Source organism: Lentzea sp. NPDC042327, assembly GCF_040647275.1.
In the GTDB taxonomy this organism is placed as follows: Bacteria; Actinomycetota; Actinomycetes; order Mycobacteriales; family Pseudonocardiaceae; genus Lentzea.
In genome coordinates this window covers 357,253-378,035 of the sequence record NZ_JBEZBX010000003.1, presented here as the reverse complement: position 1 = coordinate 378,035, position 20,783 = coordinate 357,253, and the positions used below count along the sequence as shown (strand labels likewise).

The window sequence follows — 20,783 nt, the reverse complement described above, 5'->3', positions numbered from 1 at the left end:
GCCCCGGTGGCGATCGCCGAGCCACCCGGCCCGGCGGGGCCGCTCACCGGATCGGTCGACGGGGTTGAAAGGCGGAGCAAAACGGGTAAATCGACAACCATGGACTGGATCACGAAGCTGATGGAGGCACTGGGCTCTCCCGGCGCGGGCCTCGCGGTCGCGCTGGAGAACGTCTTCCCGCCCGTGCCCAGCGAGGTGATCCTGCCGCTGGCCGGGTTCACCGCGGGGCAGGGCAAGATCTCGCTGGTCGCCGCGATCCTGTGGACCACGGCCGGCTCGGTCGTCGGTGCGCTCGTCCTCTACGGCCTGGGCGCGTGGCTCGGGCTGGAGCGGCTGCGCAAGGCGGCCGACAAGATCCCGTTCGTCACGGCGTCCGATGTGGACAAGTCCGACGCGTGGTTCGACAAGCACGGCAACAAGGCCGTGTTCCTCGGGCGCATGGTGCCGGTGGTGCGGAGCCTGGTCTCCATCCCGGCCGGGGTGTCCGGGATGCCGATCGTGAAGTTCACGGTCTACACGGCGGCGGGCAGCCTGCTGTGGAACACCGCCCTGATCCTCGCCGGGTACGCGCTGGGCGAGAACTACCAGCTCGTCGACCGCTACCTGGGGTGGGTGTCCACGGTGGTCATCGCGGCACTGGTCATCGCCATCGTGTGGTTCGTGGTCTCGCGGTCCAAGGCCCGCCGCTCGTAGAGCACCGACGCGACCGCGACCGCGAGGCCCGCCAGCGACAGCCCGACGCCGACCCACGCGGTGGACACGTAGCCCCAGCCCGCCGCGATGGCCAGGCCGCCGAGCCACGCGCCCGCGCCGTTCGCGACGTTGAGCGACGAGTGGTTGGACGACGAGGCCAGCACCGGCGCGTCCGGTGAGGCGTCCATCAGGCGGATCTGCAGGGCAGCGGCCAGGACCTGGATCACGAACCCGAGCAGGAACAGCAGCCCGAACAGGAACACCGGCATCGTCGCGGTGAAGCCGAACAGCACGAGGATCACGCAGACCGCGACCAGACCGCCGAACACCGACCCCATCGCCGAGCGGTCCACGAACCGGCCGCCGAAGGTCGCGCCCAGGGTCATGCCCAGCCCGAACACCGCGAGCATCCACGGCACCACGCCCGCGGGCAGACCCGCGACCTCGGTGGTCAGCGGCGCGACGTAGGAGTAGACGGCGAACATGCCGCCGAAGCCGATCATGCCGGTGAAGATCGCGAACCACACCGTCGGCCGACGGAACGCCCTGACCTCGCCCTTCATCGACGCGTCCGCGTCCAGCGGCACCCGCGGCACCCACGCGGCGATCGCGAGCGCCGTCATCACGCCGATCACCGAGACCGACAGGTACGCGGTGCGCCAGCCGATCTGCTGGCCCGCCGCGGTGGCGAGCGGGACACCGACCAGGTTCGCCACGGTCAGCCCGACCATCACCCGTGCCACCGCCGTGCCGCGGCGTTCCGGTGCCACGAGCGTCGCGGCGACGACCGCCGCGATGCCGAAGAACGCGCCGTGCGGCAGTCCCGCGACGAAGCGGGAGAGCAGCAGCATGGTCTTGTCCTGCGCGACGACGGACAGGCCGTTGCCCAGCGCCACGGCGAGCATCAGGCCGATCAGCATGCCTTTGCGCGGCAGCTTGGCGCCGAGCACCGCGATCAGCGGTGCGCCGACCACGACACCGGCCGCGTACAGGCTGATGGCGTGCCCGGCCTCGTAGTCGGGGATGTCGAACGTGGCAGCGATCTGGGGCAGCAGCCCCATGGTCGCGAACTCGGTGGTGCCGATGCCGAACCCGCCGAGCGCGAGCGCGGTCATGGCGCGGGTGGTGTTCACATTCGCTCCTGATCAGGTGTCCGGTCGGCGCTGACGCAGGACGAATTAGTTAGCAGCAGGAACCATCCTACGGTTCTTCTGACGCGCTTCAGAAGCCTCGGGCCGGTGCCTCTGCTCACACGCGGCCCGCCTGCGGCGCGCAACCGAACGCGTCTGCCCGGTGTCTCTGTCCGCAGGGGAGATCACACCCGGGGGAAGACGAGATGAAGGCTCATTCGTGGCTGGACGCCGCGCCGGCGCCGACCAGCGACCGCCCGTTCACGGTGCGGCGCTCCAGCGCCATCGAGGTGACGGCGACCGCGAGACCGGCGACGGCGAGCAGCGCGCCGATCCAGTTCGGGGCGGTGTAGCCGAGCCCGCGTTCGATCGCGAGACCGCCGAGCCACGCACCACCGGCGTTGCCCAGGTTGAAGGCGGCGATGTTGGCCGCCGACGCGAGCGCGGGCGCGCCCCCGGCGGTCTGCATCACCCGCATCTGCAACGGCGGCACGGTGGCGAACCCGGCGGCACCGAACAGCACGATGGTGACCGCGGCGGCCCACTGCGAGTGCGCGGTGAACACGAACGCCGTCAGCACAGCGGCCAGCGCGACCAGGATGACCACCAGGCTCTTCAGCACCGACCGGTCCGCAGCCCGGCCGCCCAGCAGGTTGCCCGCGAACAGGCCGACGCCGAACAGCACCAGCAGCCACGTCACGGCACCGGAGGAGAACCCGGCCACCGACGTCATCATCGGTGCGATGTAGGTGAACGACGCGAACACGCCCGCGAACCCGAGCGCGGTCATCAGCAGCGCCAGCCAGACCTGCGGGTTGCGGAACACGGCCAGCTCACCGCGCAGGTCACCCGCCCGCGCCTGCTGCCGGGGCACCAGGAACGCGATGCCGAGCAGCCCGACCACGCCCAGCGCGGTGACCGCCCAGAACGTCGAGCGCCAGCCCAGCTCCTGCCCCAGCGCGGTGCCCAGCGGCACCCCCAGCACGTTCGCGACGGTCAGACCGGTGAACATCAACGCGATGGCGCTCGCCCTGCGGTGCGGTGCGACGAGGTCGGCGGCCACCACCGAGCCGACGCCGAAGAACGCGCCGTGCGCCAGCGCCGCCACCACCCGGCCGCTCATCAGCGCGCCGTAGCTCCCGGCCACCGCGGACAGCAGGTTGCCCGCGATGAACAGGACCATCAGCCCCAGCAGCATCTTCTTGCGCGGCAACCGGCCGCCCAGCACGGTCAGCAGCGGGGCGCCGACCACCACGCCGAGCGCGTAGCCGGAGATCAGCAGGCCCGCGGAGGGGATGGAGACGCCCAGGTCACCCGCCACCTCGGGCAGCAGCCCCATGATGACGAACTCGGTGGTGCCGATGGCGAAGGCGCTGATCGCGAGCGCGAGCAGAGCGACAGGCATGTCACACAGTCCTTGAAGTCGTAGGTTGTCCGCGTCAAAAATAGTTGCACACGCGGGCAATTGCAGGCGACTTCTGAACCGGTGAAGCCCATCACGTGACGAGGCCGGCCCCCTGCGCGGGGACCGGCCTCGTCGGCGGTGGGTTCAGATGCGCGGCACCTCGTTGAGCGTCCGGCCGTTCAGCGGCTGCACGGGACGGGCGTCACCCGCCGGGAACAACGCCTGGAACCGGGCGATCGACGCGGCCGACACGGTCTGCTCGGCCGTGAGGTACCACTCGACGCCCTCGGTGAACGGCGCCGTGGTGAGCGAACCGGTGTAGTGCAGCGTGTGGTGGCTCGCGGGGAGCAACCGGTTGAGGTCGATCGGTGCGATGTCCACCGGCTCACCGCACTCCGGCGACAACGCCGACAGGACGGTGTCGACGGCCGAGCGTCCACCGGCCCGCAGCGGGACGCCGACGACGAGCAGCCTGCCCTCGGCGCTGCGGTGCACCAGGTGCATCTCCAGCGGGTAGCGCCGGCCGGAGAACTGGTGCTCCGACGGCGTGTGGAAGTGGAACTGCACGAGGTCGTACCTCGTACCGGCGACGGTGACGTGACCGGCACCCGGCTCGACCCCCGCCTCCTCGGTCTCCTCGTGGTCGCGGACCGCACAGCCGTCCGCCTCGTCCGCGTCCTTGCGGACGTACTTCAACTCCAGCGCGGAGTGCCCGTAGGTCACGTCGAGCTTGGGCGCGTGCGGGTCGAGCCGGATCGCGCCGGGCGTGACGTTGACGGGACTCTGCCTCGGTGTCCCCGACTCGGCCGGGCCCGCCGCGAAGAACGACGTGGCGAGCACCAGCGGCAAGAGAGCCGGAAGGGACCGTTTCAGGTTCATCGCGCCACAATTCACCCGATAGAGTGAAATGAGGAAGTGGAGTGTGTCCGCGCTCTCATTGAGACGTCTTTCGTCTTAGCACAAAAATCGGACTTAACCCCCAATACAGGAGCACAACCGCAGGTGAACCGCTTCAGAAAGGCGCGGCAAACAATACAAAAGTCGGAATTCAAGAACTTCGGAGTTCCCGTTTACGGACGCCCGTTTCGTTCCGATCGGGAGCAATTACCCAATGGTCACTATCGCCCACGACCGAACCAACGTCGACCGACTTTCTTTCAGTCAGCACTGAATCACTGAGCACATCGCTGTGGAGCGAGGCGACCGGCTGGTCCCACCAGTACGCGCGCCGGGTCAGGGTGCGCTCTCGCGGGTGGCCGAGGCGTGCAGCGCGGGCACCACGTGCCGCAGCCGGTGCGGCGTGGCCGCACGCCATCAGTCCATCACCGGAACTCGTGCACCACTTCGATCTCGCCGACGATGTGCTCGTTGAACTCGGCCAGCTCCTTCCGCGGGCACCCACAGCTCCAGGATCGTGCGCCCACCGGCCTGCTGCACCGGGTACCGCCGCAGGAAGCCGGTCTCGACGTGAAACCGGGTCACGTACCCGACCCCGCTGTGCGGCACGTTCCACTCGCGGGCGATCTTGACCGCGTACTCCTCGTTCAGCACGGGGTAGAAGATCGGCTGGTCGGGCAGGCGCGGCGGCCAGGCGCGCCAGCCGGACTCCCGGACGAGCTCCAGCTCCTCGGGTCCGGTCGGCCGCCACAGCGCAGTCGTGTTCACACCGGTGGACACTACCCACGGCGGCACCGCGCCTCATCGGGTTCTCGGCAGGCGGACAGGTGTCCGCATCGTGCTCACCCCCACCGGGCACTACCCGCCGGCGCGGCAGTCGCCTGCCGGCCCCACCCGCAACCACCACGCGGCCAAGGCGCGCGCCTGTGCGGGAACACGGGTGTCGGCGTGCATCTCGCGGAGCAGGCACCGGTGCGCGTCCGTACCGATGCTGTACACGAGACCGCGCAGGATGTCGTCGTCGAGCGGGGACGGCCGGTTCCGGAACAGCGCCGTCTGCGTCGCGACGATCGCCCGCCACACACCCTCGTCGAGCCAGCCGGGGCTGTGCGTGGAAGCCCATGCGGCGGCATGCCTGTTGCGGGCCGAGAGCGCGGGGTCGAGCAGCAGGGCGCGCACCAGGACGCGGTGGGTCGGCGCGCCCAGCTTGTTGAGCAGTCCCAAGCCCCGTTCGACCAGCAGCTCGTCGCGCAGGTCCTCTGCGGCGAGCCAGTCGGTGACCGCGGTGGCGAGCGGTTCCCGATAGGGCGTCGCGGTGATCAACGCGGTGGCGTAGAGCCGTGCGTCGGGGTTCTGGCGGAACATGGCCTCACCGACGAGCTCGGCCAGCACCTCGTCCACGCCGGGCTCCGCGGCCGCCGACCGGGCCTGGGCGGTGAGCGCGAGGTGGGCGCTGACCCGGTTGTCCACCACGGGCTCGGGGGTGTCGCGCAGTCGCAGCACGTGGCCGAGCTCCACGGCCATCGGGGTGACCAGCGGGTGGTCGTGCCCCTCGGCCAGCAGTGCGGTGGCCAGGTGCCGGAGCTCTGCGGTCTCGGTCACCGTGAAGTGCCCGCGCCGCACTTTGGCCACGGCCGCGAGCAACGCGCCGTGCAACGCCCGGACGCCGTCCGGGTCGCGCAGCTGGGCGAGCACGTACCGGCTCGCGCTCGGAAGAACGCTGTTGTCCAGCAACGAGATCGGCTCGATGCACACCGGCGTCGCCCGGTCGTCCGCCATGCCGGTGCAGATGTCGAGGGCGTGCGGTGCGCTCGCCCGGTGTTCGAGCAGTCGGCTCATGGCCTCCTGGCGGACGAGCCACTCCGTCTGCTCCGCGATCACCAGTTCTCCCAGCAGGTTCTCGGCGATCGCGACCCACAGGCGTGGCGGGTGCAGCAGCAGGTCCGGCCGGGCGGCGACCGCGCGGGTCAGGTCCCGCCAGTCCGTTCCCGCCATCGCGCCGGGGACGCACGCCCGGTCGAGGAGCTCGTGCAGTGCCGCGTCCGGCAGGTCACCACCTTCGGTGGTCGGCTGCTCGTCGTTCAGGAACCGGCGCGCTGCCTCGTTCGCCACGGTGAGCATCCGACCGGGAACCTGCAGAAGAGCTTCGTACCGGTGCAGGACCGTGCCGTCGGCGAAGGACTCGCCCTTCTCCCACCGGGTGATCTGCGACGGCGACAGCGCACTTTTCCCGTCGGCGCGGAAAGCCCTGGCGAAGCTCCTCGCGGATCGGAACTCGTCCCGGCGGCCGAGAATTCTGTTCGTCCGCAGGAGCCACGCCTGTCTTCGTCGCGCGCGCCTACCGATCATTTCCGCAGTGTTGCACGGAAAATGCGTTCCACTCGGGGGAATCCGCCGGAAGACGCCGTGCCACCGGCCGGATCGCACCGGTGGCACGGCAGCGGCGAGATCAGCAGTGGCCCACCGACGGCTGGTGTGACACCACGCCCGAGCTCAGGTAGCCGACGTTCGCGCAGTAGGTCGCCTTGAACCACCGGTTGGACCCGAAACCGTTGGGACCACCGTCGATCCAGCAGTTGATGTCCACCCACTGGTCGTGGATCGTGACGATGAGTGCCGCGCCCAGGTTGGGGTCTTTGCGCAGGTTGCCCTCGTCGACGTACCCGCGCGCGGCGAGCGCCCCCGCGTCCGGGGTCGCCGACGCGACGCCCGCCGTGCCGCCGAGCAGTGCCGTCACCAGCAACGCCGAACCCAGCAGTTTTCCGATCATGTGTCCTCCCTCGTCCGGGCTTTGTCCGCCCGAGAACAAGTTATGAGGACCGCACGCCGGGAATGCCGACCGTTGCACGACAATTTCACCGTGCAACAGCAGCACTGGACAAAATCAAGTCACAAAAGGCAAACAGAGGACAGATTCAGGACGTCACCTCAGCCGCGCATGCCCGCCGTCACCGGCTCGCCGAGCTCGTGTCCCAGCATCTCCTGCACCGCCAACGCGATCCGCTCCGACGGCGACCCGGTCCCGTACGGTGACGGGATCTCCCGCAGCGCCGCCCGGTGGGCCGGCACGTCGTCGAGCCACCGCAGCACCGACGTGCCGATGCGCGGACCCGGCGGCACGAGCGTGCCGAACGTGCCCTCGATCTCCGGGCGCTCGGTGCTGCGCCGCACCACGACCACGGGTCGCTTGAGGACGCTGACCTCCTCCTGGATGCCGCCCGAGTCCGACACGACGACCGCGGCGCCCTGGGCGAGGGCGAGGAACGCGCGGTACGGCTGCGGTTCCACGACGCGCAGCGCGGGCAGCAGGCCGTCGAGGCCGAACGCGCCGATGCGCTGCGCGGTGCGCGGGTGCAGGGGCAGGACGACCGGCAGCGGCAGGCGGCCCAGCTCGCGCAGGACGGTCTCCAGGTTCGCGGCGTCGTCGACGTTCTCCGGGCGGTGGACCGTGGCCAGGACGTACCGGTCGCGCGTCACACCGGCGGTGGCCAGCGCGGTGCGCTCCTCCTCCGGTGACGGGAGTGCGTGGGCGAGGGCCTCGACGACGGTGTTGCCGGTGACGACGACCCGGCTGTCGGCCATGCCCTCGGCCAGCAGGTTGTGGCGGTTCAACGGGGTCGGGGCGCAGCACAGGTCGGAGAGGTGGTCGATGAGCACCCGGTTGTGCTCCTCGGGCATCGCGCGGTCGTAGCTGCGCAGGCCCGCCTCGACGTGCACCAGCGGCACGTCGCAGGCGTTGGCCGCCAACGCACCCGCCAGCGCGGAGGTCGTGTCGCCCTGCACCACCACGGCCGCGGGGCGCTGGCCGGCGAGCACCTCGTCGACGGCGGAGACCGCGCGGCCCAGCTGGTCACCGCGGCGCAGGCCGCCGAGGCACAGCTCGTGGAAGGCGCCCGGCTCCGGCACGTCCCGCCGGATCTGGGAGTACATCGAGCGGTCGTAGTGCTGACCGGTGTAGATCATGGTGCACGCGCTGCCGAGGTGGTCGACCAGTGGTGCCAGTTTGATCAGCTCTGGCCTGGTGCCGCACACGATCGTCACGGTGTTCGTTTCCCGCACGGCGGCAAAGTACTTCATCGATCTTGAAGAACTCGCCTCGTTCACCCGAAAGCGTTGCTTGGCGTATCGCTCGAAAGTGTTGCGGCACAGGGGTGTCTATTGTCGGCCCCCGTTCAGTGGCGTAACGCGTCTTCGCCGAAACCAACGGAGAGTCCTTCGTGTCCGGTCATCTGGCCCTTGCGGTGTCGACTGTGCTGTACGGGCTGGGGATAGTCGCCCAGACCGTCGCGGCGCGCAGGGCGGACCAGCGCGAGGGCACCGGCGTCGGGCTGCTCGCGCGGCTCGCCTCCGACCGCCTGTACCTGCTGGGGTTCACCGGTCAGGTGGGCGGTTTCCTGTTCGCGTTCCTGGCCCGCGCGGAGCTGCCGCTGTACCTGGTGCAGGCCGGGTCGTCGTGCGCGGTGGGGCTCGCGACGGTGATCGGCGTGCTGGCGCTGCGGTGGCGCATCCGGGCCGTGGAGGTCGCGGTGCTGGTGGTCATGGCGTGCGGCCTGCTGCTGCTCACGGGTGCGGCGGCGCCGTCGACGGCCCGCGAGCTCCCCCTGCTGCCCAGCGTCGTCGTGCTCGGGCTGCTCACGGTGGTGGTGCTGCCGCTGGCCCGCACGTGGAAGGCCGCGACGCCGGTGCTGGCCGGGCTCGCGTTCGCCGTGGTCGCGGTGGCGGCGCGGACCGTGGCCGGCAAGCCGGTGCTCGACGTGGTGCTGCACCCGTTGACGTGGGTGATGGTGCTGGCGGCGTTCGTGGGGCAGGCGTGCCTGGCGACGGCGTTGCAGCGCGGCTCGGCCACGTCCGCGGTGGCCTCGATGGACGCCACGACCGTGGTGCTCGGCTCCGTCGCCGGGCTCGCGCTCATGGGCGACCGGATCGCGCCGGGCCGGGAGTGGTGGGTCGGGCTCGGCGTGCTGCTGGTCGTCAGCGGTGTGCTGGTGCTCGGGTCCGCGGCACGCCCGGCGCCCGCGCTGGTCGGAGCCGAGCGGTGAAGCCCGTCGCCAGCGTGTCGCTGGACCTCGACAACCTCTGGGCGTACCTCAAGACCCACGGCGACCCGCGCTGGGAGCGGCGGCCCAGCTTCCTGCCCTCCGCGGTGCCCCGGCTGCTCGACGTCTTCGGCGAGCAGCGCCTGACCACCACCGTGTTCGTGGTCGGCGCGGACGCGGAACGCGAGGACGGCGCCGCGGCGGTCGCGGCGATCACGGCGGCGGGACACGAGGTCGCGAACCACTCCTTCCGGCACGAACCCTGGCTGCACCGCTACTCCCCCGCCGAGTTGGAGGCCGAGGTCGTGCGCGCGGAGGACGCGATCACGGCCGCCGGGGCACCGCGCCCGGTCGGCTTCCGCGGCCCCGGCTACAGCGTCACGCCGCAGCTGCTCGACCTGCTCGCCCGCCGCGGCTACCACTACGACGCGAGCGTGCTGCCCACGTGGATCGGACCGCTGGCGCGGGCGTACCACAACCGCACGGCGGGCTCGACCGACGGCGGCGCCGACCTGTTCGGCGGCTTCGGCCGGGTCAGGGCGCCGAACAAGGCCTACCGGTGGCGCGACGGGCTCGTCGAGCTGCCGGTGACGACGATGCCGTTGCTGCGCGTGCCGATCCACGGCGCGTACCTGTTGCAGCTGCACCAGCTCTCGCCACGGCTGGCGCGCGGTTACTTCCGCACCGCGCTGCGGTTGTGCCGTGCCCGCGGTGTGTCCCCGTCGTTGCTGCTGCACCCGACCGACGTGCTGGCCGCCGCCGAGGCTCCGGGCATGGAGTTCTTCCCCGGCATGGCGGTGCCCGGCAGCGAGAAGGTCGCCCTGCTCGACTGGGTGCTCGCGTTGCTGCGCGAGCACTTCGACGTGGTCGGCACGGGTGAGCACGTCGCGCGCGTCGCGGCGACCGGGCTGCGGGAACGTGACCCGGTCGCATGCTGACCGTGCTGCTGCGGGTCCTGGCGTGCGGGACGGTGGCGCTCGCGCCGGTGGAGGGCTACCTGCTGCGGGTGCACGACCAGTCGGCCAAGGTGGTGCCCGCCGCGCTGATCGGCGTCTGGCTGGTCTCACTGGTGCGCGACCGGCGGCTGCCCGCACCGCACCCGCTGCACCTGCTGCTCGCGTTGCTGGCGGTGGTGCTGCTGACGACGTCGGCGGTGCACGCGGCGGAGCCGTTCACGTTCGAGTACCTGGTGCGGTGGGCGCCTTTCCTGGTGGTCGCGGTGGTGCTCGCGGACGTCGCGGCGCGCGCGGTGCCGGTCAGGGAGCTGCTCGCCGCGGTCGTGGCCGGTGCGGTGGTGGCGGCGGCCGGCGGGCTGCTCAGCGTCGTGGGCGGCGAGCTTCGGGCGACCGGGCCGCTGGAGGACCCCAACGACCTCGCGTTCTTCCTCGTGGCGGCGCTGCCGTTGCTGGTGGCGCTGCCGGCGGGGGGCCGGTTCCGGTTCGTGCCGCTCGTGCTGGGCGCGGTGCTCGCGGCCGGTGCGCTGGCGACGTTCTCCCGCGGTGGCGGCATCGCACTGGCCTGCGCGCTGGCGTGGCTGGTGCTGCGGCGGGTGCTGCCGGTGCGCGCGGTCGTGGTCACCGCTGCCGTGACCGGCCTGGCGGCGCTGGTGTTCGCGCAGGTGGCGCACGCCGAGCTGGACCGGGCGTTGCAGGAGAAGAGCCACATCGCGGGCACGAACGCCGACACGCGGGTGCTGCGCTGGCAGGCGGCGGCGCGGATGCTCGCCGACGAGCCGGTGCTCGGCGTCGGACCCGGCGGGTTCCGCCAGCACTACGCGGCCGCGTCGCACAACGCGGAGATCGACGAGCAGACACCGGTGGCGCACAACCTCTTCCTCGAAGTGGCGGCCGAGCTGGGCCTGCCGGGGTTCGCGTTGCTCATCGCGGTGATCGCCGCCGGGTTCGTCGCGGCGGAACGCGCGGTGCGGCTCGGCGCGGACCGGCGGCAGGTCGTGGCGGTGCAGGCGGCGCTGATCGCGGTGCTGGTCGCGTCGGTCTTCCTGTCCGAGCAGTACTACCTGCCGCTGTGGTCGCTGGTGGCGATCGCGGTGGCGCTGCACCAACGGGCTCGGGAGGGTCGATGCGCGTTCTCCACGTGATCAGCGAGATGGGCGCGGGCGGCGCGGAGGCGCTCGTGGCCGGGATGGCGGCGGCCGGACCGGACGTAGGCTGGGAGTCGGCGGTCGCGACCGCGGGCGGGTTCCGGGTGGCGGCGCTGCGCGACGCCGGTGTGCCGGTGTTCGACGTGCCACTGGCACGCCGGTCGGCGCTGGGCGTGGTGCGGGCGGCGTGGGCGGTCTCGGCGGCGGTGCGGCGGTTCCGGCCGGAGGTCGTGCTGGCGCACAACGTGTCCGCGAGCCTGGTGGCCCGGCTCGGTGCGCCGCGGACGCCGGTGGTGACGGTGTTCCACGGCGTGGCCGAGGCGGACGTCGCCGGTGCCGTGCGGGTGCTGCGGCGGGTGTCGGACCGGGTCGTCGCGGTGGCGGCGGCGTCGGCGGACCGGTTGCGCGCGGCCGGACTCGCCTCCGAGGTGGTCCCGAACGCGGTGTTCCCGTCGGCACCGGTCCACGACCGCGCCACCGTGCGTGCCGCGCTGGGCACCGCGCCCGACGTGCCGGTCGCCCTGTGCCCGGCCCGGCTGGAGCCGCAGAAGCGCCACGACGTGCTGCTCGACGCGTGGGCGTCGGTGGGCGGCGCGGTGGAGCTGTGGCTGGCCGGTGACGGCAGCCTGCGCGCCGAGCTGGAGGAGCACGCGGAGCGCGTCGGCGGCCGGGTGCGGTTCCTCGGCACCCGCACCGACGTGCGCGACCTGCTCGAAGCCGCCGACGTCACCGTGCTGACCAGCGACTGGGAGGGCATGCCGATCGCGCTGCTCGAGTCGCTGGCCGCGGGCCGGCCGGTAGTGGCGTCCGATGTGGACGGTGTGCGGGAGGTGCTGTCCGGCGGTGGCGGGGTCCTGGTGCCACGCCGCAGCCCGGCCGCGACCGCGAAGGCGCTGCGCGACCTGCTGCACTCCCCCCTCGCCCGCGAGGTCGCCACCGCGCGCGACGGGTCCGGTGACGCGCACGCGTTGATGAAGTCCTACGACGAGCTGCTTCGCACCGTGCTGGAGGCACGAAGAAGATGAGGGTTCCCCGAGCTGTTGTTGAAGGCGTGCTGGCCGCGGTCGTGGTCGGCGCACTCGTGTTCCTCGCCGTCGCCCTGCGCGACGGCGAGAGCGAGGGCAGGCTCGCCCTGCTCGCCACACCGTCCACTCCGGACAGCGCGCAGTTCGGCGAGGTCACCTCCCTGGCCACCCCCGCCGTCGTCCAGCTGGTCCGCAGCCCCTCCGTGCTGGACGCCGCGGCGCGCACGGCCGGTCTGCCCGCCGACCGCCTGGCCGGCGCGATCGCCGTCGAGCTGGTGCCCGCCTCCGGCGTCGTTCGCGTCTCGGTGCGCGCGGCGTCCCCGGAGCAGGCGGCGAAGGCGGTGTCGGCGGTCGCGCAGGCCGTGGTCGACGCGGACCTGCTGGCCCCCGCCGCCCGCTTCCGCCTGGTGGACCCGCGCCCGGAGACGACGGCGGTCGCCCCGGACCTGCGGCTGGCCACGGGCCTGGCGCTGGTCGCCGCGGTGGTCGCGGGTGCCGCCGCGGCCGCGGTGCGGCGGTTGCGCGGAACCGGGAGCGTGGTGCGGCAGGTGCTCAGCACCGCCGGCGTGCGGCACCCGGTGGTGGTCGCGCACGACGGCGAGGCTGGTTTGACCGAACGTCTGACGGCGCTGTGCGTGGCGGCCGCACGGCCGGTGCGGGTGGTGCCGGTGGGCCCTGACCTGACCGCGCGCGCCGAGGAGCTGGCGCGGGCGTTGCCGGACAAGGCCTCCGAGCCCGCCGACGGCACGGCGGTGATCGCGGTGGCGGCGAACGACCGGATGCGCCGCGACGACCTCGCGACGGCGCTGGCGGTGCTGCCGGCGTCGGCCGTGGTGGTGGCGGTGGTGCTGGCGTGATGACGGTTCTGCGTCCGGGCCGCGCACCGGCCGTTCCGGCAGCCGGTGGTCGCGGCGCGGACCCGACGAAGCTGCCCGTGCACGCACCGGAGAACCCGGACGAGCCTCCCGGTCCCGGTGCGCGAGCGGGCCGGTTCGACACCCCTTCCACCACGGCGGTGCCCCAGTGATCACCACCACCAACCGGTCCGGCCTCGCCAGGACCGTCCTCGTCGCCCTGGTCGCACTGGCCGGCACAGCGAGCGCCGTCCGCGCACTCAGGCCCGCCTGGGAGGTCCCGCTCCCCACCGAGGCGAACCTGCCCGAAGAGCGCATGCAGGACTTCCGCGACGCTCTCTACTTCCCGATCCGGGAGTTCCTCGCCGGTGGCAACCCGTACGACCCGGCGGTGATGTTCGCGCACTGGCCGGTGCGGCAGAACTTCAACCTCTACCAGCCGTACCACCTGGTGCTGCACCTGCCGTTCGCGTTGCCGGACTACCGGGTCGGCGCGGTGGCGTTCGCGCTGGCGTGCCTGGTGCTGCTGGTCGGCCTCGCCGTCATGGCCGCCGGTCACGCCAGGCTCCCGCTGGTCGCGGGCACCGCGGTGGTCGCCACGCTGCTGGTCACGAGCCAGGTCGGCAAGGCGCAGATGTACGTCGGGCAGGTCAACCCGCTGATCGCCGTCGGCGCGGCCGGGGTGTTGCTGCTGCGCCGCTCCCACTCGTGCTGGGCCGCGGCGGCGCTCGCGCTGGCCTGGTTGAAGCCGCAGTTCGGGTTGCCGCTGGCACTGCTGGTGTTCGTGCGCGGGGACAGGAGGGTCGCGCTCACCGGTACCGCGGTCGCCGCCGCCGCCAGCCTTCCGGTCGCCGCGCTCCTCGTGCTGCGGGACGGGCTCGGCGGGTTCCTCGACATCATCCAGCGCAACCTCGCGTGGGCCGGCAGCACCGGGTACGGCGCCGTCGACTCCGTGACGGCGCAGCGGATCGACCTGCCGGCGGTGTTCTTCCGCACCACGGGCTGGCTGCCGCCGGCGGCGGAGCTGGTCGCGCTCTGCGGGGTCCTCGCCGTCACGGCGGTGCTGGCGCGCAGGCTCGACCGGCGCGCGGACGGGGGTGCGGCGGCGGACGTGCTGACGTGCCTGGGGGTCGTCGTCGCACTGGTGCACCAGCCCGGTGACGTGCTCATCGCGGTTCCCGCGCTCGTCGCGCTCGCGGTCGTGTGCTGGCGGCGCAGGCAGGAGGCGCACTGGCGGTGGGCAGGGGCCGCGGCGCTGCTGCTCGCCGTGCCGTTCGCGCACCTGCACTTCGTCGACACCGCGGTCAAGGCCGCGCTCGGGGCACGGGCCGCCGTCACGCTCGACGGGGTCGCCGTGGTGGCCGCGTGGCTGGTGCTCGCGGTGTTCGCGGTCAGGCACACCCGGCGCGCGGCATGACCGACGTGGCGGTGCGGGGCTCGCTGTGGCTCTTCGCGGTCAACCTGGTGAGCAAGAGCAGCCAGGTCGTCGTCACGCTGGCGCTGGCGCTGTTCTTCAGCGAGGCGGAGCTGGGTGCGGTCGCGCTGGTCGTGTCGGTCGTCAACGTCGGTCAGGTGGTCCAGTCGATGGGCGTCTACGACATCATCAGCCGCACCGGACGCGACCCGCTCCTGACCGCGGGCACGGTGCTGACGATGAGCGTCGCGGCCGGGGCCGTCCTCGCCGTCACCGTCGTCGCCGCAGCCGACCCGATCGCCCGTGTGCTCGGCGCTCCGGAGGCGGCCGGGATGCTGCGGCTCGCGGCGCTCACGCTGCCGTTCACGGCGGCGGGCGGTGTGCAGATGGCGTTGATGCACCGCGACCTCGACTTCCGCCGCCGCATGCTGCCGGACGCGGGGAGCATGCTGCTGGGTGCCGCGGTGACGGTCGCGCTGGCGGCACGGGGCACCGGGCCGAGCGCGTTCGTCCTCGGCCTGCTGTGCACCGCCGTCGCGCAACCCGTCCTCGCGGCCGTCGCCGGTGCCCGCATCCGGCCGGTCTGGGACGGCGCGGCGGCACGGGAGGCCGCGGGCTGGCTGGCGGTCGTGGGGCCCGGCGCGCTGATCGCCGTGCTGCTGGTCAACGTCGACTACCTCGCGATCGGGCACGTGCTCGGTCAGGAGGCGGTCGGCGGGTACTCGCTCGCGTTCCGGATCGCCTGGGTGCCCTACATCGTGGTCGCGGTCGTGCTCGGCGGGGTGCTGTTCCCGATCTGCGCCGCGAAGGTCCGGAGTGGACGGTCCGGTGAGCTGCCGGAGGAGCTGCACCGGTTCACGACGGCGACGCTGGTGGTCACCGGTGGCCTCTACGTCGTGGTCGCCCTGAGCGCCGACGCGATCACGCTGCTCGGTGCGCAGTGGGCGGACGCCGCCGCGATCCTCGTCCTGCTCTGCGGCTACGGCCTCGGCCTCGGCCTGCTGCACGTCTGGTACCAGGTGGTCAGGGCCGCCGGGCACGCCCGCCAGTACCTCGCCCTCGAAGCCGCCCACCTCGTCACGCTGGTGACCGCGCTGGTCTTCACCACCCCGCACGGCCCGCAGGCCGTCGCCGTCACCCAGGTCGCCACGGTGTGGCTGCTGGTCCCCGCGACGTGGCTGGTGCTGCACCGCAACGGTCTCGCGGCCCCGCTCCCCCGGCTGGCCCGCACGGCCGCCGCGGTCGTCGCCGGTGCGCTCGTGAGCTTCGTGCTCAGCACCGTCCTGCCGGCTCCCGCGAGTGTCGCGGGCCTCGCCGCCACCGCCACCGCGCTGCTCGCCGGCTACTGCGCGGTGGTGCTGCCGTTGACCCGCACCGTCCTCATCGGACTCAAGGAGCGCACGTGAAGGTCGTCCACGTGACGCAGCCGGTCGAGGCCGGGGTCGCCGCCGTGGTGCTGGAGCTCGCCCGCGCCCAGCGCGACCGCGGCTGGGACGTCGGGATCGCCTGTCCCCCAGCCGGTTGGCTGGCCGACCAAGCCCACGCACACGGCATCCCGGTCCACTCGTGGCAGGCGACGCGACTGCCGGGTCCCGGTACCGCGCGGGAGCTGGTGTCCCTGCGCCGCACGCTCGACCGGCTCCGGCCGGACGCCGTCCACCTGCACAGCTCCAAGGCCGGGCTGGCCAGGCTGGTGCTGCGCGGCCGCGTCCCCACGCTGTTCCAGCCGCACCTGTGGTCCTTCCAGGTCGCCGGCGGGCTGCTGCGCACCGCGTGCCGCCGCTGGGAGGGGCTGGCGTCGCGCTGGACGGACCTCCTCGTCTGCGTCAGCGACGACGAGCTCGCCGCCGGTCGTGCCGCCGGGGTCACCGCACCGGCCGAGGTCGTGTGCAACGGCGTCGACACACGGCGGCTGCACCCGCGCCACCACGACCACGACGTCCCGACCGCCGTGTGCGTCGGGCGCATCGCCCACCAGAAGGGGCAGGACCTGCTGCTGCGGGCCTGGCCGGAGGTGCTGCGGTCCGTTCCGGACGCCCGGTTGCTGCTCGTCGGCGACGGCCCGATGGCCGCCGGTCTGCGGGCCGCGCACCACCACCCGTCGGTGCACTGGCACGGCCACCGCGCCGTGGTCGCCGACTTCTACACCGAGGCCGACGTCGTCGTACTGCCCTCCCGTGCCGAGGGCATGGCCCTGGTGCCGCTGGAGGCCATGGCCTGCGGGCGTTCCGTCGTCGCGTTCGACGTCGAGGGTGTGCGGCAGAGCCTCGGCGACGCCGGGGAGGTCGTGCCCGCCGGGGACGTGGACGCACTGGCGCACGCGATCGCCCTGCGCCTCACCGACCGCGAGCTCGCCGCCGCGGAGGGGAAACGCGGCCGGGTCCGCGCCGAGAACCTGTTCGACCGCGAGCGCATGACCGACCGGATCGTGACGCTCACCGAGAAGCTGCTGTCCGGGAGAGGACGAGGATGACACGGATCGCCTACCTGCTCACACAGGACAGCGGTGGCCCGGTGGACGTGACGGTCCGGCTGGCCGCCGCGCTCGCCGGGTCCGGTGACGCGGAGGTCAGGGTGTTCGGACCGCGACCGCGGCGCGGCGCCGAGCTGGTCGACCCGCACTTCGAGGAGATCCTGGTCCCCAGCAAGGGGGACGTGCGCGCCGCACGGCAGGCGCGCGCCGCGATCAAGGCGTGGCGGCCGGACGTGGTGCACGCGCAGGACCGGCGGTCCGGGCTGGTGAGCGCGGGCCTCGCGACGGCGGGCACCAAGATCGTGCACACCTACCACGGGGTGCCCGACGACGTGGACGAGTCGTGGTTCCGGTGCGTGCGGGGCTCGACGCCGCCGTCGCACTACACCCGCGCCGTGCTCGCCGGTGACGCCGCGGTCGCGCGGGTCGTGCACCGGACGGTGGTGCCGGCCAGGGAGATGGGCCGGTTCCTGCGCGAACGCCTGTACGTGCCACCGCACCGCATGACCCACATCGACAACTGCGTCGACGTCGGTGAGGCGCACCCGCCGACGGCACCGGTGCGCAGGCTGATCTTCGTGGGGCTGCTGGTGGAGCGCAAGGGGCTGCTGACCCTGCTCGACGCGCTGGAGACCACCATGCCCGCCGACGCCACGCTCACGGTCGTCGGCGACGGTCCACAACGGACCCAGGCGGAGGGCCGGGTGACCCGGCGGGGGTTGCAGGACCGGGTGCGGTTCCTCGGTTTCCGCACGGACGTCCCCGACCTGCTGCGCGAGCACGACGCGCTGGTGCTGCCGTCCACGATGGAGCAGCAGCCGCTCGTCGTCGCCGAGGCGATGGCCGCGGGCAAGCCGGTGGTGGCCACGGACACCGGTGGTGTGGCGGACATGCTGGGCATCCCCGCCGTCGAGTGCCCGCGTCCCGGTGACGTGACCGCGTTGCAGCAGCGGCTCACCGAGCTGTTCGCCGACCCGGAGCCCGGCCGCACCGGCCAGGCCCTGGCCGCCAGGGCGCGCGAGCGGTTCACCGCCGAGGTGTGCGCCCGCCGCCACCTGGAGCTCTACCGCGGGCTCACCGCTTCTGCGCGTTGACGTAGACCGCCGCGTCCGCCGGAGGCAGGTCGATCTCCGGCGGCACCGGCTCGCCCCGCAGCGTCGCGAGGCCCTGCGGCGGGGTCATCCGCACCGCGGCCTTGGTCGGGTTCACCGCCACCCAGCCGTTGCTGAACCGGCGGGTCCACGCCCCGCTGGGCAACCGGTTCGCCGCTTCGACCGCCTCCCCCAGCCGCGCGTCCTGGTAGATCGACCAGTACGGGCTCTTGTAGCTGGGATCGGCCTGCGTCCAGCACGTGTGCGGGCTCGCGAGCAACGCGGCCGAGGCGTACCCGACGCGTTCCTCCTGGTCCGACTTCGTGTGCGTGATCAGCAGCAGCCACGACTCGCCGAGCGCGGCCTGGGCGCGCTGCTCCTTGAACTGGTTGCCCTTGAACGTGATCAGCTCGCCGGCGCCGTTGTCGCCGCGCAGGCCGAAGTTCTCCTCCATCGCACCGGCGTACCGGGAGTGCGCCGACCAGCGGCCGGGCGTCAGCTGCGACTCCGAGACGTTGGGCACCAGCATCTTCCCCGACTTCTCCAGCGCGGTGCCGGCGAGGTCGAGCAGACCGTCCAGGCCCTCGCGCAGCAACCGGTCAGTGGCCGCGGTGTCGGCCGTGCCCGCGATCACCGCGGGCGAGTAGTACCGCAGCGAGCTGAAGTCGTTGTCGGCCAGCACGCCGTCCCAGCCCTCACGGGTCACCTCGGCGACGACCGCGTTCACCCAGGCCTGCTGGTACTCCCTGTTCCACACCGCCATCTGCCAGTGCTTGGGGTACCCGGCCCACTCGATGCGCTTGCCCGCCGTGTCGACCGCGAACCACGCGGGGTGCTGCTGCTGGGCGGCGTAGTACCCGATGCCGGTGGGCAGGTACTTGGAGTCGCGGTCGCCCTCCACCGCGCCGGGGTAGTTGCGGGTGCTGGCGAAGTCCTTGTAGACAAGCACCTTGATCTTCGGGTTGAGGTCGTGGAGGCGGCGCATGGCCGAGGTCTCCCACGCGTTGAGCACCACGACGTCGTAGTGCTTGGCCGCCTCGCGGATCTCCCAAGCGGCCGGCGAGTCGCCGATGCCGTACCACCAGGCGCACGGCGCGACCGGTTTCGGCGGCGGGCCGGTCGTGATCGGGTCGCTCGCCGCGGTCACCGAACAGGCCGTCGAGAACAGCACCAGCACAAGTGCGGTGAATCGGCGCATCAGCGATTTTTCCGGCAACACAACTCACCCGCCGTCATCAGTAGAATCCTCAGGTCGAGCCACAGCGACCAATTCGCGATGTAGTAGTTGTCGTATCGAGACCTGTCGGCGATCGAGGTGTCACCCCTCAACCCGTGAACCTGGGCAAGACCGGTGAGACCGGTCGGGACGCGGTGGCGCGCCCAATATAGCTCGTGAATGGCGGAGAACTCGCGAACGAAACCGGGACGCTCCGGGCGCGGCCCCACGACGCACATGTCGCCGCGCAGGACGTTCCACAGCTGGGGCAGCTCGTCGAGCGAGGTGCGGCGCAGGAACCGGCCGACCGGCCCGACCCGGGAGTCGCCCTCGACGGACCAGCGGACCTGGGAGTCGTCCTCACCGGACTGGCGGACGCTGCGGATCTTGTAGAGGACGAACGTCCGGTCGTCCATCCCCACCCTGACCTGCCGGAAGAACAGCGGGCGACCGCTTTCGACCAGCACGGCCAGCGCGCACAGGCCGATCACCGGGGACAGCACGACGAGCGCCACCGCGGCCAGCACGAGGTCGAGGACGCGCTTGACCCACCAGGTCGGGCGCCTGGTCGGGGACGTGCCCAGCCGCATCAGCGGGTAGCTGCGCAGCCGCTCGATGCCGGGGCCGTCGGGGTGCAGCTCGTACATCCGCGGCACCACGAGCGTGGAGCAGCCCAGCCGGTGGGCGGTGATGGCGGCCTCGACCAGGCGGGACTCGCGGGTGTGCGAGAACGCGAGCACGACCGTGCCCGCCCGCAGCCGCACGACGGCCTCCGCGAGGTCGCCGTCGATCACCTCCAGCGGCGGTCGCTGCTGGTCGGGGTCGGGACCGGCGTCGGCGAACGCGACCGGGCGCAGGCCGAACTGGGGGTGCTCCAGCATGGTCCTGGCGAGGTTCACGCCGACCGAGCCCGCGCCGACGATGATCGTGCGGTCGCAGCGGTCGAACCGCCGCCGGCACCACCGGCCGAACGCGAACACGCACCACCGCACCGGCTCGATGACCAGCGCGTACGTCATCATCGCCCACTGCGCGGCGCTGATGTCGGCCGCCGGTGCGGCCCCGAGCAGACCGGCGCAGGTGAGCAGCGCGAAGGCCAGTGCCGTGCTCGCGGCGGAGCGGGGCAGGTCCTGCAGCCACGACAGCCACAGCCGCCTGCGGTAGAGCCGCCAGCCCGCCCTGATGCCCAGCACGGTCGCCGCGATGGCGGCGGTCCAGCGCCAGTCGACGCCGCGGTGCACGCACACCGCCGCCAGTGCCGTGCTGTCGGCCAGCACGAGCAGCACGGCCACCGCGTTCACCCGGCTGAGCAGGTCCCGCGAGCGGCGGCGGGGCGTTGCGGCCCGCCCCAGGGGCGGCCTTCCGCGGTCAGCCGGCCGGACCTCGTCCGCCTGCGGTGGTGCGGCGGGAACGGCCACCGCCGAGAGTCGCCTCATGGAAGATCATCC

20 protein-coding genes are annotated in these 20,783 nt (G+C 72.6%); 11 read left to right on the top strand and 9 right to left on the bottom strand.

Annotated elements, in window-relative coordinates; translation table 11 throughout:
* The first annotated feature begins 99 nt into the window (after positions 1–99).
* On the top strand, positions 100–693 hold the full coding sequence (locus tag AB0A63_RS09600; protein WP_360387598.1) for a DedA family protein: 594 nt from the start codon (positions 100–102) through the stop codon (positions 691–693).
* Here AB0A63_RS09600 and AB0A63_RS09595 read toward each other — a convergent pair.
* The 7 genes from AB0A63_RS09595 to wecB form a co-directional block, all read right to left on the bottom strand.
* The gene (locus tag AB0A63_RS09595; RefSeq protein ID WP_360387595.1) at positions 600–1,826 is read right to left on the bottom strand and encodes an MFS transporter; all 1,227 of its coding nucleotides are present in this window, start codon (positions 1,824–1,826) and stop codon (positions 600–602) included. The two genes, AB0A63_RS09600 and AB0A63_RS09595, sit on opposite strands and share 94 nt — an antisense overlap.
* Positions 1,827–2,037: 211 nt before the next feature.
* Positions 2,038–3,228, bottom strand: coding sequence for an MFS transporter (locus AB0A63_RS09590; protein ID WP_360387592.1), 1,191 nt, complete (start codon positions 3,226–3,228; stop codon positions 2,038–2,040).
* A gap of 144 nt (positions 3,229–3,372) precedes the next feature.
* Positions 3,373–4,107: a carbonic anhydrase family protein gene (locus AB0A63_RS09585; protein WP_360387589.1), complete on the bottom strand. Its 735-nt coding sequence runs from the start codon at positions 4,105–4,107 to the stop codon at positions 3,373–3,375.
* Between the two features lie 435 nt (positions 4,108–4,542).
* Positions 4,543–4,893, bottom strand: a complete 351-nt coding sequence (locus AB0A63_RS09580) for a hypothetical protein (protein ID WP_360387586.1) — start codon at positions 4,891–4,893, stop codon at positions 4,543–4,545.
* Positions 4,894–4,983: 90 nt separating this feature from the next.
* Entirely contained in the window at positions 4,984–6,474 is a 1,491-nt protein-coding gene (locus tag AB0A63_RS09575; RefSeq protein WP_360387583.1) for a hypothetical protein, read from the bottom strand.
* 100 nt (positions 6,475–6,574) lie between these two features.
* A complete protein-coding gene (locus tag AB0A63_RS09570) occupies positions 6,575–6,895 on the bottom strand; it encodes a hypothetical protein (protein WP_360387580.1) in 321 nt (106 codons plus the stop codon).
* A 158-nt stretch (positions 6,896–7,053) separates the two neighbouring features.
* Positions 7,054–8,184, bottom strand: coding sequence for a UDP-N-acetylglucosamine 2-epimerase (non-hydrolyzing) (gene wecB / locus AB0A63_RS09565; protein WP_360387577.1), 1,131 nt, complete (start codon positions 8,182–8,184; stop codon positions 7,054–7,056).
* Positions 8,185–8,342: 158 nt separating this feature from the next.
* Here wecB and AB0A63_RS09560 point away from each other — a divergent pair, with 158 nt between their 5' ends.
* Genes AB0A63_RS09560 through AB0A63_RS09515 form a run of 10 tightly spaced genes read left to right on the top strand, consistent with a single transcriptional unit; the run spans position 8,343 to position 18,122 of the window.
* On the top strand, positions 8,343–9,164 hold the full coding sequence (locus AB0A63_RS09560) for a hypothetical protein (RefSeq protein WP_360387574.1): 822 nt from the start codon (positions 8,343–8,345) through the stop codon (positions 9,162–9,164).
* Positions 9,161–10,099, top strand: a complete 939-nt coding sequence (locus tag AB0A63_RS09555; RefSeq protein WP_360387571.1) for a polysaccharide deacetylase family protein — start codon at positions 9,161–9,163, stop codon at positions 10,097–10,099. The genes AB0A63_RS09560 and AB0A63_RS09555 overlap by 4 nt, the downstream gene beginning before the upstream one ends.
* Positions 10,093–11,259, top strand: a complete 1,167-nt coding sequence (locus tag AB0A63_RS09550; RefSeq protein WP_360387568.1) for an O-antigen ligase family protein — start codon at positions 10,093–10,095, stop codon at positions 11,257–11,259. The genes AB0A63_RS09555 and AB0A63_RS09550 overlap by 7 nt, the downstream gene beginning before the upstream one ends.
* Positions 11,241–12,287: a glycosyltransferase gene (locus AB0A63_RS09545; RefSeq protein WP_360387565.1), complete on the top strand. Its 1,047-nt coding sequence runs from the start codon at positions 11,241–11,243 to the stop codon at positions 12,285–12,287. The genes AB0A63_RS09550 and AB0A63_RS09545 overlap by 19 nt, the downstream gene beginning before the upstream one ends.
* Entirely contained in the window at positions 12,284–13,144 is an 861-nt protein-coding gene (locus AB0A63_RS09540; RefSeq protein ID WP_360387562.1) for a hypothetical protein, read from the top strand. The genes AB0A63_RS09545 and AB0A63_RS09540 overlap by 4 nt, the downstream gene beginning before the upstream one ends.
* On the top strand, positions 13,144–13,314 hold the full coding sequence (locus AB0A63_RS09535; RefSeq protein ID WP_360387559.1) for a hypothetical protein: 171 nt from the start codon (positions 13,144–13,146) through the stop codon (positions 13,312–13,314). The genes AB0A63_RS09540 and AB0A63_RS09535 overlap by 1 nt, the downstream gene beginning before the upstream one ends.
* Positions 13,311–14,558, top strand: coding sequence for a glycosyltransferase 87 family protein (locus tag AB0A63_RS09530; RefSeq protein ID WP_360387556.1), 1,248 nt, complete (start codon positions 13,311–13,313; stop codon positions 14,556–14,558). The genes AB0A63_RS09535 and AB0A63_RS09530 overlap by 4 nt, the downstream gene beginning before the upstream one ends.
* Entirely contained in the window at positions 14,507–15,961 is a 1,455-nt protein-coding gene (locus tag AB0A63_RS09525) for an oligosaccharide flippase family protein (RefSeq protein WP_360387553.1), read from the top strand. Before AB0A63_RS09530 ends, AB0A63_RS09525 begins: the two co-directional genes overlap by 52 nt.
* Entirely contained in the window at positions 15,958–17,028 is a 1,071-nt protein-coding gene (locus AB0A63_RS09520; RefSeq protein ID WP_360387550.1) for a glycosyltransferase, read from the top strand. Before AB0A63_RS09525 ends, AB0A63_RS09520 begins: the two co-directional genes overlap by 4 nt.
* Entirely contained in the window at positions 17,025–18,122 is a 1,098-nt protein-coding gene (locus tag AB0A63_RS09515) for a glycosyltransferase family 4 protein (RefSeq protein WP_360387547.1), read from the top strand. The genes AB0A63_RS09520 and AB0A63_RS09515 overlap by 4 nt, the downstream gene beginning before the upstream one ends.
* Here AB0A63_RS09515 and AB0A63_RS09510 read toward each other — a convergent pair.
* Both AB0A63_RS09510 and AB0A63_RS09505 read right to left on the bottom strand, forming a co-directional pair.
* Positions 18,103–19,317: a putative glycoside hydrolase family 15 protein gene (locus tag AB0A63_RS09510; RefSeq protein ID WP_360387545.1), complete on the bottom strand. Its 1,215-nt coding sequence runs from the start codon at positions 19,315–19,317 to the stop codon at positions 18,103–18,105. The genes AB0A63_RS09515 and AB0A63_RS09510 overlap by 20 nt on opposite strands.
* The gene (locus tag AB0A63_RS09505; protein WP_360387542.1) at positions 19,317–20,771 is read right to left on the bottom strand and encodes a sugar transferase; all 1,455 of its coding nucleotides are present in this window, start codon (positions 20,769–20,771) and stop codon (positions 19,317–19,319) included. Before AB0A63_RS09505 ends, AB0A63_RS09510 begins: the two co-directional genes overlap by 1 nt.
* Positions 20,772–20,783: the final 12 nt, after the last annotated feature.

Coding starts and splice junctions, on each gene's coding strand:
- AB0A63_RS09600 (WP_360387598.1), top strand. CDS start 100: ATGGACTGGATCACGAAGCTGATGGAGGCACTGGGCTCTCCCGGCGCG.
- AB0A63_RS09590 (WP_360387592.1), bottom strand. CDS start 3,228: ATGCCTGTCGCTCTGCTCGCGCTCGCGATCAGCGCCTTCGCCATCGGC.
- AB0A63_RS09585 (WP_360387589.1), bottom strand. CDS start 4,107: ATGAACCTGAAACGGTCCCTTCCGGCTCTCTTGCCGCTGGTGCTCGCC.
- AB0A63_RS09575 (WP_360387583.1), bottom strand. CDS start 6,474: ATGATCGGTAGGCGCGCGCGACGAAGACAGGCGTGGCTCCTGCGGACG.
- AB0A63_RS09570 (WP_360387580.1), bottom strand. CDS start 6,895: ATGATCGGAAAACTGCTGGGTTCGGCGTTGCTGGTGACGGCACTGCTC.
- AB0A63_RS09550 (WP_360387568.1), top strand. CDS start 10,093: ATGCTGACCGTGCTGCTGCGGGTCCTGGCGTGCGGGACGGTGGCGCTC.
- AB0A63_RS09545 (WP_360387565.1), top strand. CDS start 11,241: ATGCGCGTTCTCCACGTGATCAGCGAGATGGGCGCGGGCGGCGCGGAG.
- AB0A63_RS09540 (WP_360387562.1), top strand. CDS start 12,284: ATGAGGGTTCCCCGAGCTGTTGTTGAAGGCGTGCTGGCCGCGGTCGTG.
- AB0A63_RS09535 (WP_360387559.1), top strand. CDS start 13,144: ATGACGGTTCTGCGTCCGGGCCGCGCACCGGCCGTTCCGGCAGCCGGT.
- AB0A63_RS09515 (WP_360387547.1), top strand. CDS start 17,025: ATGACACGGATCGCCTACCTGCTCACACAGGACAGCGGTGGCCCGGTG.
- AB0A63_RS09510 (WP_360387545.1), bottom strand. CDS start 19,317: ATGCGCCGATTCACCGCACTTGTGCTGGTGCTGTTCTCGACGGCCTGT.
- AB0A63_RS09505 (WP_360387542.1), bottom strand. CDS start 20,771: ATGAGGCGACTCTCGGCGGTGGCCGTTCCCGCCGCACCACCGCAGGCG.